The sequence below is a fragment of the Actinoplanes sp. NPDC051513 genome, assembly GCF_044454685.1.
Lineage (GTDB): Bacteria > Actinomycetota > Actinomycetes > Mycobacteriales > Micromonosporaceae > Actinoplanes.
Window position 1 is genome coordinate 376,659 of the sequence record NZ_JBITDW010000002.1, and the last position, 16,736, is coordinate 393,394.

Sequence of the window (16,736 nt, forward strand, 5' to 3'; positions counted from 1 at the left end):
CGCGGGTGTGGCCGGTCGTGGTTCGGGGTACGCCCGTGCCGTGGCACGGGAGAAGAACGAGAGCGGCGACAGCACCCGGACGGTCGTGGTGGCGGTGATCGCGAACGCGGCGATCGCGGTGGCCAAGACGGTGGCGGCCCTGCTGACCGGGTCGGCGTCGATGTGGGCGGAGGCGGCGCACTCCGCGGCGGACACCGGCAACGAGGTGCTGCTCTTCGTCGGGCTGCACCGCTCGAAGCGGGCGCCGGACGAGCGGCATCCGTTCGGGTACGGCCAGGAGCGCTATTTCTGGACGTTCCTGGCGGCGCTCGGCATCTTCCTGATCGGCGGCACGCTGTCGATCGGGGAGGGTGTGCGCAGCTTGCTGGCGCCGGAGCCGCTCGAATCGCTGTGGGTCGGTATCGCCGTACTCGTGGTGGCCTTTGTCTTCGAAAGCTATTCCTGGCACACCGCTCGCAAGCAGTTGCGGGCCGAGTCGCGCGAACGGCAGCGGTCGATGGCCGAGCACCTGCGCCGCGCGTCGGACCCCAGCGCCACCACCGTGTTCCTGGAGGACACCGCGGCGCTGATCGGCCTCGTGGTCGCCCTGGCGGCCCTGCTGCTGCACGCGGCGACCGGCTGGGCCGGGTGGGACGCCATCGGCAGCATGAGTATCGGCGTGCTGCTGATCGTCGTCGCGTACCTGCTGGCCGGCCGCTCCAAGACGCTGCTGCTGGACGAGTCGGCCCCGCCGGACGTGCTGGAGCCGATCCGCGCCCGGGTCGCCGGAGCCGATTGGGTGGGCGAGGTCCGGGACCTGCACGCCGTCTATGTCGGACCGTCGAGCCTGCTGGTCAACGTGCGGGTGACGGCGACGGCGGCGTCCGCCCGCGAACCGGCCGCCGACCTGGTCGGCCGGATCAGCCGGCTGCGGGCCGGCCTGCTCGGCGACTCGGCGATCACCCACGTCGCCGTGACGGTCGACGAGGACCTCACCCACGTCGCCGTGACGGTCGACGAGGACCTCACCCACGTCGGCGTGAGGGTCGATGAGGACTCAGCAGAACCGCGGTAGGTGGTGGGCCAGCTGCGCCCGCCAGGACGGCCAGTCGTGCGGCACGTCCGGCCCCCACATGTCCAGCTCGCAGCGGATGCCCGTGGCCATCAGCACGTCGGCCATCCGCGGCGTCGACGCCAGCGTGCCGGTGGTGTCCTCCCACTGCCCCTGCCCGCAGACCAGCAGCACCGACACCCGCGAGCGCAGCCACTCGAGGTGGTCGCCGTGGAGGTTGGCCGCGTAGTCGGCCGGGCTGTTGAAGTAGAGGGCGTCGCCCCGTTCACCCCAGGATCCGCTCCACGTCCCGGGGTGATAGTTGCCCGAGAAACACAGCGCCAGCGGGAAGAGGTCGGCCCGGCGGAGGGCGAAGTTGAGGGCATGGAACGCGCCCAGCGAGCAGCCGGCCGCCATGATGTCGGCGCCGTCGCCGGTGTCGGCGCGGATGTGCGGGACGACGGCGTCCAGCACCCAGGACTCGTAGGCGCCGTGCCGCCGGGCCCGTTCCTCCAGCGGCAGGTGGTTGTCCGACCAGGTGCCCGCATCGAACGAGTCGACGCAGTAGAGCTTCACCCGGCCGGCCTCGATCAGGTGTTCCACAGCGGCGACCATGCCGGTGTTCGCCCATTCCCACGCCTCGCCCTTCTCGGCGGGAAACACGAGCAGGGGCCGGCCCCAGTGACCGTAGGCGGCCACCGTCCCGGTCGCGCCGTTGGGCGCGCTCAGCTGCACGGAGTACTGGCGCATGCCGACCAGTCTGCCCGGGTAAGTGGTGAGGACCTAAATCGAGGAGCGTCCATGGCGATCACAGAAAGGTTTCCCACACGCAACATGCCGGCGCCGCAGATCCGGGAGATGCCGGAGGAGCCGCGCAGCTACTGGCGCCTGATCGGGCCGGGCGTCATCGCGGCGGGTGTCGGGCTCGCGTCCGGCGAGTTCATCCTGTTCCCGTACATCGCCTCCCAGGTGGGGCTGGTCTTCGTCTGGGCGGCGCTGGTCGGGCTGCTCACGCAGTACTTCCTCAACATGGAGATCGAGCGGTACACGCTGGCCACCGGGGAGACCGCGCTGACCGGGTTCAGCCGGTACTGGCGGCACTGGGGGCTCGTGTTCGCGGTCCTCACCTACTTCGCGAACCTCTGGCCGGGCTGGGTGACCAGTTCGGCGACGCTCACCACGTACATCTTCGGCGGCAACCGCACCTGGATCGCCATCGGCATGCTGGTGGTGATCGGGCTGGTCCTCACCCTGGCGCCGGTGGTCTACGTCGCGCTGGAGCGCACCCAGATGGTCAAGGTCGCGGCGGTGGTGACGCTGTTCGTGGTCGGCGCGATCTTCGCGGTCGGCGCCGCGGCGTGGAGCGACGTGCCGCAGGTGGTGACCCGGCCGCGCATCCCGGTGGAGGAGCTCGGCTTCGCGCTGCTGCTCGGCGCGCTCGCCTTCGCCGGCGCCGGCGGCGGGCAGAACCTCGTGCAGTCCAACTGGATCCGCGACAAGGGCTTCGGCATGGGCGCGTACGTGCCCCGGCTGGTCAGCCCGGTGACCGGGAAACCGGAGGCGGCGCCGACCACCGGGTACGCCTTCGAGCCGACCGACGAGAACATGCGGCGCTGGCGCGGCTGGTGGCGCTTCGCCAACGTCGAGCAGCTCCTCACCTTCGTGCTGATCACGTTCCTGACGATCCTGTTCACATCGCTGCTGGCCTACTCGACCGTCTTCGGCCGCGACGGGCTGGAGAACGGCATCGGCTTCCTGCAGGTCGAGGGCGATGTGCTCGCCGATCGGGTCGGGTCGTGGTTCCAGTACCTGTTCTGGGTGATCGGCGCGTTCTCGCTGTTCGCCGCGGCCCTCGGCATCGTCGACTACACCAGCCGGCTGGCCGCCGACGTCATCAAGACCTCGTACGCCCGGCGGGCGAGCGAAAGCAAGCTCTACGCGGGGCTGGTCTGGGGCCTGGTGCTGATCGGCATCGTGATCCTGTTGGCCGGCTTCGACCAGCCGATCGCGCTGCTGGTGATCTCCGCGGTGGTGGGCGGCTTCATGATGTTCCTGTACTCCGGGCTGCTGATCCTGATCAACCGGCGGATCCTGCCGGCGCCGATCCGGGTGCGCGGCGTGCGGCTGGCGGTGCTGATCTGGTCGGTTCTGCTGTTCGGCGTGCTGTCGGCGCTGACGTTCCAGGACCGGATCGGCGAGCTCTTCGGCGGCTGACCCGCCCGCCTGCTCAACCGGTGTCGCCGAGGCGGGCCCACACAAGTTTGCCCGTCTCGGTCGGCCGGCTGCCCCACGTCTCGGTGAGGGCCGCCACCAGCAGCAGCCCTCGCCCGCCCGGCCGCCGCAGATCTTGGCGCTGCAGTCGCGGGAAGCTGCGGCTGCGGTCGTGCACCTCGACCAGAACCGTCCCGTTGTCGCGGCTCAGGCGCAGCTCGCCGCCGTCCTCGGTGTGCTGGACGACGTTGTCGACCAGCTCGGTGATCACGAGTAGAACGTCCTCGACGAGGTCGGGCGATTGACCGGTCAGCAGCTCGGCAGCGCTGCGCCGGATCTTCGCGCCCTCCCCGGCGTCGGAGAACGGCAGCCGCAGCGCATCCATGGCGCAGCCTTTACCCGGAAGCGGGCGCCCTACGCCACTCGATCGGGTGACGATTCGGCGATGTCGCGCGGGGTGATCAGATCCTGCATGCGGCGGCGCGCCAGCTCCATGCGGATGTTGCGGTCGCTGCGCGGATCGGTGGTGGTCGGCACGATCGGGTCGCCCAGGACGATCACCATGGTGGGCTTCTTGCTGATCAGGCTGCGCAGGCCGGTCGGCGGCGTGAACCGGATCGACAGCGGCACGACCGGGACGCGGGCCTGCGCCGCGAGGTGGAAGGCCCCCCTTTTGAAGTCGCGCAGGCTGGTGTCGTACGGAATCAACTCGCCCTCGGGGAAGAAGTGAACGATCCTTCCCTTGGCCAGGAAGAGCTCCATCTCGGAGAAGAACAACGGCAGACCCGAGGGGGTGCGCGGCACCGCGACCCCGCCGAGCAGCCGCACCAGAGCGCCGTACCAGCGGTTCGTGAGATTCATCGGCGCGGAGGTGAACACGACCCGGCGCGGGAAGAGGGCGAGCCCGACCAGGGCGCTGTCCAGCATGTGCACGTGGTTGCAGACGGTGAGCGCGCCGCCGCGGGGCAGCCGGTTCCGGCCCTCGCTGCGGACGCCCAGGATCACCCGGGTGAACACGAAGAGCAGCGGGATCGCTATTCCGTAGTAGAACGCGGTCGATAGCGCCCGGTAGATCCGGCCGGCGTAGCCCGCGGGCAGCTCCGGCTCGCTGCCGGCCCGCGTGTAGACCCGCTCGATCGCCTTGACGCTGCGGTCGACCGCGTAGAGCCGGCCGTAGCGCGCGTACGTCTCGGAAGCCGACTCGAGGCCGTCCGGGTCCTCGAACCAGTCGTCGATCTGCTCGGCCAGCGACGACGGGTCGCCGGCCCGGAACAGATTGCGCGGCTCCAGCGCGAACTGCCCGGTCGCGCTGCGCCGGCTGTCGGAGATGATCGGGACCAGCCCGCAGGAGAACGCCTCCATGCAGGACAACCCCTCGATCTCGACATCGGAGGCGTGCACGTAGAGGTCGCAGCCGCGGATCAGCTCGATGAGCTCGGGCTGCGAGTAGTAGCCGAACTGCGCGGGGTTCGGCAGTTTCGACGCCATCCGGCGCAGCCTTTTCTCGGCCGGCCCGTGTCCCGCGAAGTAAAGCTGGATCTCGGCCGCGTGCCGGGATTTGCGGACGGCCCGGATGAGAACGTCCTGCCGCTTCTCGGGCGAGAAACGGCCCGACATGAGAATGCGAAACTTCTCGCCGGGCTTTCGCGGCATGGGCGGTCCCGGTGTGAAGCTGCCGTCCACGCCGTTCGAGATCACGTGCAGCCGGGCCCGATAGCCGTGCGCCCGCAGCTGCGCGGCGATGAACGTCGACGGGCAGTGGATGTCCGCGAAACGGCCGTAGAAAAGGACCCGGAAAAGCAGGTACACGAGATGCGCCGCCGGCGGGAACCAGCCCAGCCCGATGTTGTACGTGACGTTCTCGGGCTGCACGTGGAACGCCGCGATCGCCGGCACCCCGAGCCGCCGGGCGATGCGCTCGGCCGCGTGTCCCAGCGCCCACGGCTGATAGATGTGCACCACGTCGGCGCCGTCGATCGCCGCTGTCAGCACCTCGCGGACGGGCTTGGCGAACAGCGTGCTCTGGTGGTGTGCGAGCCGGGTCGCCAGCGGCACCACGAGCTCCGGCACCCAGAACATCTCGGGGCCACGCCCGGCCTCACCGCGGACACGCTCGGGGCCTCGCGAAACTTGCTCGCCGGGGTTGCCGCAGGCGACGACGCGTACGGTGTGACCGCGAGCCATCAGCGCGGTGGCGAACCGCATGGCCGACATCGTGGTTCCGTTGTTGTTGACGTTGAACGTGTCGGTGACGAGCGTGACGATCACTGCGGTGCCGCCGTTCCCGGGGCCCTTCCGCATCGGCCCGCCCGCGTCATGAACATGCGACCATCCCCGACCTGACGAATGATCAGCACGCTATCTCCGACCTACCGACCGGTCAATCATTGAAGTCCCCTAATAGACGAGCGACACACTGAGCGGCCTGATAGCGTGCTCCCGACCGTGACTTCGCCCGAGGAGGTGAGACCCATGAACGCTGTACGCACGTGGGAGCTCCCCCTCGTCGCCACGGTCGGCGATTGACGTAGGGGTCGCCGGGAGCGCCCGACCTCACGGCACTCCCGAAAGGCACCAACCCATGCAATCTGTGCAATTCACCGCGGAGACCTCGTCGGACGGCGTCCGCGAACGTGACTTCCTCATCGGCGACGTCCCCGGCGTCCTCTGGTCGCCCGCATCCGCCGCCGATCACACGCCGCTGGTGCTGATGGGCCACGGCGGCGGCCTCCACAAGAAGACGCCGGCCCAGAGGGCCCGCGCCTTCGACACCGTGACCACCTGGGGTTTCCATGTGGTCGCGATCGACGCGCCCGGACACGGCGACCGCCTCCGCACGACGGACGACGACCGGGCCCGCGACGAGATGCGGCAGGCCATGACGGCCGGCGACAAGGAGCGCTTCAAATCGGTCAGCATCAGCTACACCACGTCGCTGGCGGAGCGCGCCGTCCCCGAATGGCAGGCGACCTTGGACGCCCTCCAGGAGCTGCCGCCGATCGGCGCTGAGGCACCGATCGGCTACGGCGGCGGCGTCTCGATGGGCACCGCGATCGGGATCCCGCTGACGGCCGCCGATCCTCGGATCACGGTGGCCATCTTCGGCGGCGGCTTCTTCGTGTACGAGTCGCTGCTCGCCGCCGCGCGGCAGATCACCGTCCCCGTCCAGTTCCTGCTCCCGTGGGACGACGAGCACGTCGACCGCCAGTCCTCGCTCACGTTGTTCGACGCCTTCGCCTCCACGGAGAAGACGCTGCACGCCAACCCTGGCGACCACCGAAGGATCCGCTGGATCGGCCTCGACAACGAGTTCCTGGCCCGGCATCTACGCCCGTCCGGCCTGCCCGTCAGCTGAACCGGTCTTCGCGCGCGAGCCGGCCGTGGAGCAAGCCGATCTTGATGATTGCCGCACGGAACGAGCAGGGAATCATCAAGATCGGCTCCGTCGTGGGCGGGTCAGACGGGGGAGCGCTCCGCGGGGTGGTTCGGGTGGGTGATCACCAGGACCGGGCGGGACGAGCGTTTGATCAGGTCGAGCGGGACGCTGCCGAGCAGCCGCGCGGCCACCGCCGGCCGGTTGCTCGACCCGACCACGATCAGGTCGGCCTGGAACCGCTCGGCATAGTCCAGAATGGCCGGTACCGGGCGTCCCGGCACGACCGCCGTCTCCGCCTCGACGCCCGCGTCCGACAGATGACGGGCCATGCGCTCGATCGCGCCGCGGGCCTTGTCGTCGAAGACCGAACGGGGGACGGCCGCCAGGCGCTCGAGCTCGACCTCGTCGGCCGCCACCACCGCGACGTCGGCGCCGGTCTGCCTGACCAGGCTGGTCACGGCGTCGGCCACCCACGGTTGGTCGGCGTCGGGCTTCGCGGCTACGACGATGCGCATGTCACGCAGTATTATCGCCCGACTGCGTTCCGTCGATAGGCTCACGACCATGGCGGATGTGGACACCCGGAACGAGCCCGAGCTCAGGCGGGTCATGGGGCCCGGCCTGCTGCTGCTGTTCGTGGTCGGCGACATCCTCGGCACCGGCGTGTACGCGCTGACCGGGCGGGTCGCGAACGAGGTGGGCGGCGCGGTGTGGCTGCCGTTCCTGGTCGCGTTCATGGTCGCGCTGCTGACGGCGTGCAGCTACCTGGAGCTGGTCACGAAATACCCGCGGGCGGCGGGCGCGGCGCTGTACACGCACAAGGCGTTCGGCCTGCACTTCCTGACGTTCCTGGTGACGTTCGCGGTGATGTGCTCAGGCCTGACGTCGGCGTCGAGCGCGTCGAAGGCGTTCGCGAGCAACTTCGCCGAGGCGTTCGACCTGTCGCTGGGCGAGGGCGCGGGGCTGACCGCGGTGGCGCTCGGGTTCATGACGCTGATCGCCCTGATCAATTTCCGCGGCGTCGGCGAGAGCGTCAAGCTCAACGTCCTGCTGACCTGCGTGGAGCTGACCGGCCTGCTGATCGTCATCGGCATCGGCGCGTGGGCGCTCGGCGGCGGCAACGGCGACCTGTCCCGGCTCACCGACTTCACCGCAGCCGAAGGCGAGAATGCGTTCCGGTCGGTCACGGCCGCGACCGCCCTGGCCTTCTTCGCGATGGTGGGCTTCGAGGACTCGGTGAACATGGCCGAGGAGACCAAGGACCCGGTGCGCATCTTCCCCAAGGTGATGCTGACCGGGCTGTGCATCACCGGCCTGATCTACGTGCTCGTGTCCATCTCGTCGGTGGCCCTGGTCGCGCCCGCGGATCTCGGCGAGGGCGACGCGCCGCTGCTCAAGGTGGTGCAGGCCGGCGCGGCCGGCTTCCCGCTGTGGATCTTCGCGTTCATCACGATGTTCGCGGTCGCCAACTCGGCGCTGATCAACATGCTGATGGCGAGCCGCCTGCTCTACGGCATGGCGAACGAGCGGGTGCTGCCGAAGATCCTGGGCCGGGTGCATCGCGCACGGCGTACACCCTGGGTGGGAATTGTCTTCACCACAGTGATCGCTTTCGGTCTGATCTGGTTCGCCGATCTGACCGCGCTCGGCGGCACCACGTCGCTGCTGCTGCTCTGCGTCTTCACCGTCGTCAATATCGCGGTGCTGGTGCTGCGGCGTGACCAGGTCGAGCACAAACATTTCCGCGCGCCGACCGTGATTCCGGTGCTGGGCGCGATCGTCTGCGCCTACCTGGCCAGCCCGCTTTCCGGCCGATCCGGCGACGACTACCGCGTGGGCGGCGTCCTACTGGTGATCGGCGTCGTGCTCTGGGCGATCACGTACCTGCACCGGCGAGCGACAGTCAGTTAGGCGACGGTATCCCGGGCGGGCGGAGGAACCCCTTCCCAGCGAAACTTTCCTTCGCCTGAGGAGTTGCCGTGCGCACTCGTCATTCGTTCACCGCTGCCGTCATCGCGCTCATCGCCATCCTGATCGGCGTCATCATCACGCTGCTGATCGGTGGCGGCCCGGACGCGAACGCGGACGAGCCCACGCCCACACCGAGCAGCGCCGAGCCCTCGCCGCCGCCCCAGAACAAGACCAGCCCTTCGCGTACGGGTAAAGGGTCGCACCCGACGAAACCGGGCCGCACCAAGCCGACCAAGCCGCCGACGAAGCCGACCTCCGCGCCGGCCAAGCCGCCGCTGGACCCGCCGGCCGCCGTTGGGCCGCGCTTCGGCAACGCCAAGGTTCCGTCCGACGCCGACTGCTCGGTTTCCGGCGACGGGCAGGCGTTCACCGCGAGATTCAGCTCGCTGGAGTCGGGCACCGACATCGGCCGGCCGAGCCGCACCCAGAAAGTGACCATCGCGGTCACCGGCGACGGCAAGGGCAAGAACCTGCGGCTCAGCATCTCCGGCTACGTCTTCACCGAACGCGACGTCACCGCGAAGCTCACCGTCACGGTCAACGGCGGCGGCACGACCGTCACCTACCAGCCGAACCACGACCTCGAGCTTCTGCGCAGCATCGACATCCCGCTGCGCGGCGTCCACGAGCTCCGGATCACCGTCAAGGTCGAGGTGAACCCGGAGAAGAAGGACGCGGGCGGCTACCTCAACGTCTCGGCCCTGGACGGCCTGATCGAGTAGGCCGGCCTGACCGATCGGTCGGTAAGTCAGCCCGCCTCGACGGACCTGACCGAACGGTCGGTCAGCGCGCCCTCGACGCCTTGACCGAACGGTCGGTCAGGCCGCCCTCGACGGCCTGCGCGAGAAGCCGGTCAGGCCGCCGGGCAGGAAGGCGACCGCCAGGACGAACAGCGCGCCGAGCACGAACAGCGGCTGACCCAGCGGGCCGGGCAACGACCCGCCCACATGGGTCAGCCGCTGGTCGAGGTAGGCGTAGAGGATGCCGCCGAGCACCGCGCCCCACCGGGTGCCGGCGCCGCCGAGCACGGCCATCACGATCAGGGACAGGGTCAGGTCGGTGGAGGCGAGGTGCGGGGTCGCGCCGCCGACCACCACGACGTAGACCGCGCCGCCGAGTGCGGCCAGGGCCGCGGCGAGGACGAAAGTCGCAAGCTTTATCCGGTACGGCGAGAGGCCCAGCACCGCTATCCGGCGCTCGTCGTCGCGCAGGCCGGTCAGCACCCGGCCCAGCGGGGCGCGGCGGATGCCGTGCACCACGAGGACCACCAGGACCAGGAACGCGAGCGACAGCCAGTACAGGTTGACCGTGTTGACCACGCCGACCAGGGCCGAGGGCAGGGCGGCGGAGTCCAGCGGCAGGCCCTCCTCGCCGCCGGTGAGGCCGCCCGGGTCGCGGTTCACCACGATCCAGCCCACCTGCGCGAACGCCAGCGTCACCATCGCCAGCGCGATCCCGCCGACCCGCAGTGCGACCGCTCCGAGCAGGGCGGCGGCCACGGCGGCGAGCGCGACGGCGGCGAGCATCGCCGTCCACAGTGGCAGGTGTTCGAGGAGGATGCCGGTGCCGTAGGCGCCGAACGCGATGAACAGGGCGTGCCCGAAGGAGAGCAGCCCGGCGTGGCCGAACAGCAGGTCGTAGCCGAGGGCGAGGCCGCCGAATACCAGGCAGACGCCGAGCAGCTGAAGGGTGCCGGGCGAGTTCAGCGGGCCGTCGAACAGCACCGGGACGTCCATCGTGGACCACGGCAGGGCGATCGCCAGCAGCAGCGCCGGCACCGGAAGCAAGCGCGTGAGTCCCAGACCTTGACGAGCGGGCGGCGCCCCCCGCGGCGACAAGCGCGGGAGTTTCATGCGGCGGCGACCTTTCCGGCGAGCCCGCCCGGGCGCAGCAGCAGCACGACGGCGAGCAGCGCCACCACGCTCACGTCGCCGGCGCCGGACGTGCCGTAGTAGTTGACGAACTGCTGGAGCACGCCGACAGCGACGGCCGCGACCGCCGAGCCGGTGATCGAGCCGAGCCCGCCGATGACCACCACGATGAACGCGAAGATCAGCAGACCGGCGCCCTGCGACGGGGAGACCGAGCCGAAGTAGATGCCGCCGAGCACCCCAGCCGTGCCGGCCAGCGCGCCGCCGATCGTGAAGACCAGGGTGAACGCGGCGCGCACATCGATGCCGAGCGCGCTGACCATGGCCCGGTTCTCGACGCCGGCCCGGATGATCAGGCCGTACCGGGTCCAGCGCAGGAAGGCGAGCAGCGCGGCGAGGACGATCGCCGCGGCGGCGATCAGCAGGAACCGGTCGTTGGGGACCTCGGCGCCGAGCAGCGAGGTGGTGCCGGTGGTCCAGGCCGGACGCGGGTACGTGCGCGGGTCGGCGCCCCAGACCGATTGCAGCAGCGCGACCCCGGCGAGGGAGAGCCCGACGGTGGCGAGCACCTGCTCGGTCGGCCGGCGGTAGAGGGGGCGAATGACGATCAACTCCACGAGGGCGCCGGTGGCCGCGCCGGCGGCGATGCCGATGGGTACGGCGACCGTGAGGCCCCAGTGCTGGGCGGCCTGCCAGGCGGCATAGGCGCCGACGGAGAGGAACAGGCCGTGCGCGAAGTTGAGCACGCCGGCGAGGCCGAAGACCAGCGACAGGCCGGACGCGATGAGGAAGTAGAGGGCGGCCAGGCCCAGGCCGGTGAGGGTCAGCAGGATGACGGTGGACATCAGGATTTCCTTGCCGGGGAACCGGTCGAGCCGACGCCCAACAGGTCGCGGGTGCGAGCGGGATCGCCGAGCAGTTCCGAGGCGGGGCCCTGCCAGGCGACCCGGCCGGCGGCGAGCACGACCGCGTCGCGGGCGAGGCGGCGGACCACGGCGAGGTTCTGCTCGACCAGCAGCATCGGCACCCGGTCGGCGATGCGGGCCAGGGCGTTGGTCACCGAGGTGACGACCGCGGGGGCCAGGCCCTTGGTGGGCTCGTCGATGAGCAGCAGCCGCTGGGGGTTGAGCAGCACGCGGGCCAGGGCGAGCATCTGCTGCTGGCCGCCGGAGAGGGTGCCCGCGCGTTGGGCGGCCCGTTGCCGCAGCTCCGGGAACAGCTCGTCGACCATACGGAAATCGGGGTTCTTGCCGCGGACCGCCAAGCGCAAGTTCTCCGCGACGGTGAGTCCCGCGAAGACGCAGCGGTCCTCGGGCACGTAACCGAGGCCGTCGCGGACGAGGCGATGGGTCGGGCGGCCGAGCGCGGGAGCGCCGCCGAACTCGATCGTGCCGGTGGCCGGCACCTCGCCGAGGATGGCGCGCAGCGTGGTGCTCTTTCCGGCGCCGTTGCGGCCGAGCAGGGCGGTGACCCCGGTGGGCGGCACGTCGAAGCCGACGCCCTGGAGGATGTGCGAGCCGCCGAGCCGCACCGACAGGTCGCGCACGTGCAGCATCACAAGGCCTCACCGACGTACGCCTCCTGGACCGTCGCGTCGGCCATGACCGCGGCCGGGGAGTCGCAGGCCAGCAGGGTGCCGTGGTGCATGACGGCAACCCGGTCGGCCAGATCGAGCACCACGTCCATGTGGTGCTCGACCATCAGCACGCCCCGGCCGTCCCCGGTGAGCCCGTGGATCACCTCGGCGAGGGCCAGCACGTCCTCGGCGCTGACCCCGGCCATCGGCTCGTCGAGCAGCAACATCTTCGGCGCGGCGGCGAGCAGCAGCGCGATCTCGAGTTTTCGTTTCTCGCCGTGCGCCAGCGATCCGGCCGTCGCCGCCTTCCGTTCGCCAAGGAAAACCCGGTCGGCGATGTCGTGGGCCGCCGCGGTGATCGACCGGTCGGAGCGGCGGCGCCACGGCCGCATGCTGCCGCCGCGCGCCGCCTGGATGCCGAGCGCGACGTTCTCGATCACGGTGAGCGAGGCGAAGACGGCCGAGGTCTGAAACGTACGGCCGAGGCCGAGACGCGCCCGGCGGTACGGGGCGAGCCGGGTCACGTCCGCGCCGCCGAGCAGCACCCGGCCTCCGCTGGGCCGGTAGAGGCCGCTGACCACGTTGAACAGGGAGGTCTTGCCGGCGCCGTTGGGGCCGATCAGCGCGACGAGCTCGCCGGGGGCAACGCGCAGCGTCACGTCGCTGATGATGGGTACGGCGCCGGCGCGCCAGGACACGTGCTCGACGGCGAGGGCGTCCACGGCTTCGGCCGGGTGCGGCTCGGTGCGGGTCATCCGGATGTCAGCCCTTCGCGGGCGGCGCGGCCGCGTCGGCGCTGATGGTGTTCGTGAGTGTGGCGGTGTCGGGCCCGGTCAGCTTGGCCTGGAACATCGGCTGCAGCAGGGCGTGGTCGCCGGCGCGGACGGTGAGCTTGCCCTTCACCGAGTCGAAGCTGTAGCCCTCGAGCGCGCTCACCATCTTGTCGGCGTCGTCGCCGCTCGCCTCGAGCGCGTGCACGACCATCTGGGCCGCGGCGAAGCCGTCCGGGTGGAACAGGTCGGTCTTGCCGCCCGGCACCGCCTTCGCCAGGGCCTGCTCGGCCGGGTTGTCGGTGGCGCCGTCGAAGTAGTGGGCCAGCAGGTGCAGCCGGGTAGCGCCGGCGCCGAACGCGGGCCAGGTGGCGCGGATGTCGAGCCCGGTGACGACCGTGGTCGAGGCGAGCACGCCCTGCTGGTCGAGGGCCTGCCACATCGCGCTCGCGGTGGTGCCGGCCCAGGCGACGAAGACCAGGTCGGGAGCGGCCGCCTTGGCCTGGCGGGCGAACGGGGTGAAGTCGGTGGCGGTGGCCGGCACCGCGATGCTGTCGACGGTGGCGGCGCCGCCGATGACGGCCTTCACGGCCTCCACGTTGGACTTGCCGAACGCGGAGTCGGGCGCGAAGACGAGCACCTTCTTACCGTCGCCGAGGTACGCCTTCGCGGTCTGCACGTCCTGATAGGACTGCCGGCCGGAGCGGAACGTGTACTTGTTGAGCCCGGTGAGCGCGTCGGTGGCGGCCGGCCCCGAGACGAACAGCACCTTGTTGGTCGCGGCCAGCGGCGCCACCTGGGTCGCCACGCCGGAGGCGGTCGAGCCGCCGAGCACCTTGAAGCCCTTGCCGATCAGGTCCTTCGCGGCCGCGACCGCCTTGGCCGGGTCGCCGGCGTCGTCGGCGTACGTGACCTCGACCGCCCGGTCGCCGATCTTGCCGGTGTCGTGGGTGGCGTACGCGAGGCCGGCCTTGAACCCCTCCGCGTACTGCTGGCCGTAGCTGGCCAGCGGCCCCGTCTGCGAGTAGACGATGCCCACCCGCAGCGGGCCGTCGCCGTCGCCACCGGCCGCCTGTTGCGGGCTGCCGCAGCCCGCCACGACGAGGATGGCCGCGAGTGCGGCCGCTCGCCGGGATGTCGCCGATCCACTCATCGGACGCCTTTCGTTACATCGACGTTTCGCGTTGGCTCACGCTAGGTCGCCGCCGAGAGTGGAACCACGTGTGCCGACGCCACGTGGGCGCCGTGCTTCATGGCCGCGTGACACATAGAAGGGGGTCATCTACACAGCGACGCGCCTCAATGTGGTCCGGCGGTCCATGGGGCCGGATGCGGGGCCGGCCCTACGTTCGGCTCATGTATCGACGGATGTGGTGGTCTCTGGTCGCGGCGGTGCTCCTGACCGCCGCCGTCGTGGCGCCGGCCCGCGCCGCGGCCACGCTCACCGAGGTGAGCGGCTTCGGCAGCAACCCCGGCGCGCTGCGCATGTACAGCTATCTGCCCTCGGCGCTTCCCGCCGGGCGGCCGCTCGTGGTGGCCCTGCACGGCTGCACGCAGAGCGCCTCCGACTACTACGGGCACTCGGGCTGGCCCAAGTACGCCGACCTCTACCAGGCGGCCCTGGTCCTCCCCGAGCAGACCTCGGTCAACAACGCCCTGTCCTGCTTCAACTGGTTCAACGCCGGCGACATCGCGCGCGGCGGCGGCGAGGCGCTGTCCATCAAGCAGATGGTCGACTACGCGGTCGCGCACTACGGCTCCGATCCGTCGAAGGTCTTCGTGACCGGGCTGTCGGCGGGCGGCGCGATGACGGCGGTCATGCTCGCGACGTATCCGGACGTCTTCGCGGGCGGCGGGGTCGTGGCGGGCCTGCCCTACAACTGCGGGACCGTCTGCCAGTACCAGGCGCAGAGCAAGACCCCGGCGCAGTGGGGCGGTCTGGTCCGGGCGGCGTATCCCGGCTACGCGGGCCCCTGGCCGCGGGTGGCCATCTGGTACGGCGCCTCGGACACCACGGTCGTGCCGGCCAACGCGACCGAGCTGCGCGACCAGTGGACGAACGTGCTCGGCGTCTCGCCGACGCCGTCGAACAGCGATTCACTTCCCGGCGGTACGACCCGGGAGTCCTACGCCGGCGTGGTGCAGCTGTACCGGGTTCAGGGGATCGCGCACGGCACGCCGGTCGACCCCGGCGGCGCGGAGAGCCAGTGCGGCACCGCGGGCACCTACTACCTCGACTCGATCTGCTCCTCGTACTACCTCGCCCAGTTCTGGGGGCTCACCGGAACAACGACGCCGCCCACGACAACCCCGCCCACGACGACCCCGCCGACCACGCCCCCTGCCTCCCAGCCTTGCTTCACCGCCAGCAACTACGCGCACACCGTGGCCGGCCGCGCCCATCAGTCCGGCGGCTACACGTACGCGAACGGCTCGAACCAGGCCATGGGCCTGTGGAACGTCGCCGTCACCCACACCCTGCGCCGCACCGCCGACAACTACTACGTGCTCGCCGACGGAGGCTGCTGACCATGACCGCCACCCTCACCGCAACAAAACGAACAAATATCGTCAAGGTCGTCGCCGCCTCGCTCGTCGGCACGGCCATCGAGTGGTACGACTTCTTTCTGTACGGCTCGGCCGCCGCGCTCGTCTTCGGCTCGCTGTTCTTCCCCAAGTCCGATCCGGTCACCGGAACGCTGCTCGCCTTCGGCACCTACGCGCTCGGCTTCGTCGCCCGTCCGCTCGGCGGCGTCGTCTTCGGCCACTTCGGCGATCGCGTCGGCCGCAAGAAGATGCTGGTCGTCTCGCTCCTGACCATGGGGCTGGCCACGATTGCCATCGGACTGCTCCCGACGTACGCGTCCATCGGCATTGCCGCCCCGGTGCTGTTGCTCGCCTGCCGACTGGTCCAGGGCTTCGCCGTGGGCGGCGAGTGGGGTGGCGCGGTGCTGATGGCGGCCGAGCACGGCGACGACGCACGCCGCGGCTTCTGGTCGTCCTGGCCGCAGGCCGGCGTGGCGCTCGGCAACCTCCTCGCGACCGGAGTGCTGTGGATTCTCGCCCTCGTGCAGCCCGACGAGGCCTTCAACTCGTGGGGCTAGCGGATCCCGTTCCTGCTCAGCGCGGTGCTGGTGGTGACCGGCCTGTGGGTGCGGCTGTCGATCGAGGAGTCGCCGCTGTTCGAGCGGGCGCCGGTGCAGAAGAGCCCGTTGCTGCAGGTCATCCGCCGCTATCCGCGCGAGGTCGTGCTGGCCATCGGCATGCGGCTGGCCGAGAACATCTCCTACTACCTGTTCACGGTCGTCTCGATAACTTTCCTGACGACGTACGCCGGAACGTCCGCCGACAAGAGCACGATCCTCACCGCGCTGGTGGTCGGCTCGGCCGTGCAGTTCGTGGTCATCCCCGCGATCGGCGCCGTCTCGGACCGGATCGGCCGCCGCCCGCTGTACCTGGCCGGCGCGATCGGCGTGGCCGTCTGGATCTACCCGTTCCTGCGCCTGATCGGCACCCGCGACGCCGTCCCGATCACCCTCGCCGTCGTCGTCGGCCTGCTCCTGCATGCCCTCATGTACGCGCCGCAGGCGGCCTTCTTCGCCGAGTTGTTCGGCACATCGGTCCGCTACACCGGCGCGTCGGTCGGCTACCAGCTGGCGTCGATCGTGGCCGGCGCGCCCGCCCCCTTGATCGCGCTCGCCCTGCTCGGCGACGGCGACGACCCCAACCTCGGCGCGGTCGCGATCTACATGGCCATCGCCTCGGCACTCAGCGTGATCGCCGTCCTGGTCGCGCGGGAGACCGCCCGGTCGTCGCTGGACCACGACCGGACGTAAGGGGTATGGCGCTCGCAACGAATCTTGTGCAGACTCCCCGATCAAGATCGGCCGTCGGCGATGGATCTCGCCGCGGCCGGTCTTGAGTTGAGGGG

General features: G+C 70.5%; 17 protein-coding genes. 8 read left to right on the plus strand and 9 right to left on the minus strand.

Annotated elements, in window-relative coordinates:
- The first annotated feature begins 40 nt into the window (after positions 1–40).
- A complete protein-coding gene (locus ACIA5D_RS07000) occupies positions 41–1,054 on the plus strand; it encodes a cation diffusion facilitator family transporter (protein WP_396028923.1) in 1,014 nt (337 codons plus the stop codon).
- On the opposite strand, the gene ACIA5D_RS07005 is transcribed toward ACIA5D_RS07000, so the two are convergent.
- The gene (locus ACIA5D_RS07005; RefSeq protein WP_396028924.1) at positions 1,037–1,780 is read right to left on the minus strand and encodes an esterase family protein; all 744 of its coding nucleotides are present in this window, start codon (positions 1,778–1,780) and stop codon (positions 1,037–1,039) included. The two genes, ACIA5D_RS07000 and ACIA5D_RS07005, sit on opposite strands and share 18 nt — an antisense overlap.
- A 51-nt stretch (positions 1,781–1,831) precedes the next feature.
- Between ACIA5D_RS07005 and ACIA5D_RS07010 the strand changes: the two genes are divergently transcribed.
- Positions 1,832–3,244: an Nramp family divalent metal transporter gene (locus ACIA5D_RS07010; RefSeq protein WP_396028925.1), complete on the plus strand. Its 1,413-nt coding sequence runs from the start codon at positions 1,832–1,834 to the stop codon at positions 3,242–3,244.
- A gap of 13 nt (positions 3,245–3,257) precedes the next feature.
- On the opposite strand, the gene ACIA5D_RS07015 is transcribed toward ACIA5D_RS07010, so the two are convergent.
- Together ACIA5D_RS07015 and ACIA5D_RS07020 are read right to left on the minus strand one after the other, a co-directional pair.
- Positions 3,258–3,626, minus strand: a complete 369-nt coding sequence (locus ACIA5D_RS07015) for an ATP-binding protein (RefSeq protein ID WP_396028926.1) — start codon at positions 3,624–3,626, stop codon at positions 3,258–3,260.
- A gap of 29 nt (positions 3,627–3,655) precedes the next feature.
- Positions 3,656–5,542 (minus strand): glycosyltransferase, encoded by a 1,887-nt coding sequence (locus ACIA5D_RS07020; protein ID WP_396028927.1) that lies wholly within the window; start codon positions 5,540–5,542, stop codon positions 3,656–3,658.
- Between the two features lie 280 nt (positions 5,543–5,822).
- Here ACIA5D_RS07020 and ACIA5D_RS07025 point away from each other — a divergent pair, with 280 nt between their 5' ends.
- Positions 5,823–6,596: a dienelactone hydrolase family protein gene (locus ACIA5D_RS07025; protein ID WP_396028928.1), complete on the plus strand. Its 774-nt coding sequence runs from the start codon at positions 5,823–5,825 to the stop codon at positions 6,594–6,596.
- A 101-nt stretch (positions 6,597–6,697) separates the two neighbouring features.
- Here ACIA5D_RS07025 and ACIA5D_RS07030 read toward each other — a convergent pair whose 3' ends face one another.
- Positions 6,698–7,132, minus strand: a complete 435-nt coding sequence (locus ACIA5D_RS07030) for a universal stress protein (RefSeq protein WP_396028929.1) — start codon at positions 7,130–7,132, stop codon at positions 6,698–6,700.
- A gap of 49 nt (positions 7,133–7,181) precedes the next feature.
- On the opposite strand from ACIA5D_RS07030, the gene ACIA5D_RS07035 reads away from it, so the two are divergent.
- Positions 7,182–8,528, plus strand: a complete 1,347-nt coding sequence (locus ACIA5D_RS07035; RefSeq protein ID WP_396028930.1) for an APC family permease — start codon at positions 7,182–7,184, stop codon at positions 8,526–8,528.
- A 68-nt stretch (positions 8,529–8,596) separates the two neighbouring features.
- On the plus strand, positions 8,597–9,310 hold the full coding sequence (locus ACIA5D_RS07040; RefSeq protein ID WP_396028931.1) for a hypothetical protein: 714 nt from the start codon (positions 8,597–8,599) through the stop codon (positions 9,308–9,310).
- Positions 9,311–9,406: 96 nt separating this feature from the next.
- On the opposite strand, the gene ACIA5D_RS07045 is transcribed toward ACIA5D_RS07040, so the two are convergent.
- The 5 genes from ACIA5D_RS07045 to ACIA5D_RS07065 form a co-directional block, all read right to left on the minus strand.
- A complete protein-coding gene (locus ACIA5D_RS07045) occupies positions 9,407–10,324 on the minus strand; it encodes a branched-chain amino acid ABC transporter permease (protein ID WP_396029491.1) in 918 nt (305 codons plus the stop codon).
- 113 nt (positions 10,325–10,437) lie between these two features.
- The gene (locus ACIA5D_RS07050) at positions 10,438–11,304 is read right to left on the minus strand and encodes a branched-chain amino acid ABC transporter permease (RefSeq protein ID WP_396028932.1); all 867 of its coding nucleotides are present in this window, start codon (positions 11,302–11,304) and stop codon (positions 10,438–10,440) included.
- Positions 11,304–12,014 carry an ABC transporter ATP-binding protein gene (locus ACIA5D_RS07055; protein WP_396028933.1) on the minus strand — a complete coding sequence of 237 codons (711 nt, stop codon included), beginning with the start codon at positions 12,012–12,014 and terminating at the stop codon, positions 11,304–11,306. Before ACIA5D_RS07055 ends, ACIA5D_RS07050 begins: the two co-directional genes overlap by 1 nt.
- The gene (locus tag ACIA5D_RS07060; RefSeq protein WP_396028934.1) at positions 12,014–12,790 is read right to left on the minus strand and encodes an ABC transporter ATP-binding protein; all 777 of its coding nucleotides are present in this window, start codon (positions 12,788–12,790) and stop codon (positions 12,014–12,016) included. Before ACIA5D_RS07060 ends, ACIA5D_RS07055 begins: the two co-directional genes overlap by 1 nt.
- A 7-nt stretch (positions 12,791–12,797) precedes the next feature.
- Positions 12,798–13,958 carry a substrate-binding domain-containing protein gene (locus ACIA5D_RS07065; RefSeq protein ID WP_396028935.1) on the minus strand — a complete coding sequence of 387 codons (1,161 nt, stop codon included), beginning with the start codon at positions 13,956–13,958 and terminating at the stop codon, positions 12,798–12,800.
- 203 nt (positions 13,959–14,161) lie between these two features.
- Here ACIA5D_RS07065 and ACIA5D_RS07070 point away from each other — a divergent pair, with 203 nt between their 5' ends.
- Genes ACIA5D_RS07070 through ACIA5D_RS07080 form a run of 3 tightly spaced genes read left to right on the plus strand, consistent with a single transcriptional unit; the run spans position 14,162 to position 16,641 of the window.
- Positions 14,162–15,334, plus strand: a complete 1,173-nt coding sequence (locus ACIA5D_RS07070; protein WP_396028936.1) for an alpha/beta hydrolase family esterase — start codon at positions 14,162–14,164, stop codon at positions 15,332–15,334.
- A 2-nt stretch (positions 15,335–15,336) separates the two neighbouring features.
- The gene (locus ACIA5D_RS07075; RefSeq protein ID WP_396028937.1) at positions 15,337–15,909 is read left to right on the plus strand and encodes an MFS transporter; all 573 of its coding nucleotides are present in this window, start codon (positions 15,337–15,339) and stop codon (positions 15,907–15,909) included.
- Positions 15,910–15,933: 24 nt separating this feature from the next.
- A complete protein-coding gene (locus ACIA5D_RS07080; RefSeq protein ID WP_396028938.1) occupies positions 15,934–16,641 on the plus strand; it encodes an MFS transporter in 708 nt (235 codons plus the stop codon).
- Positions 16,642–16,736: the final 95 nt, after the last annotated feature.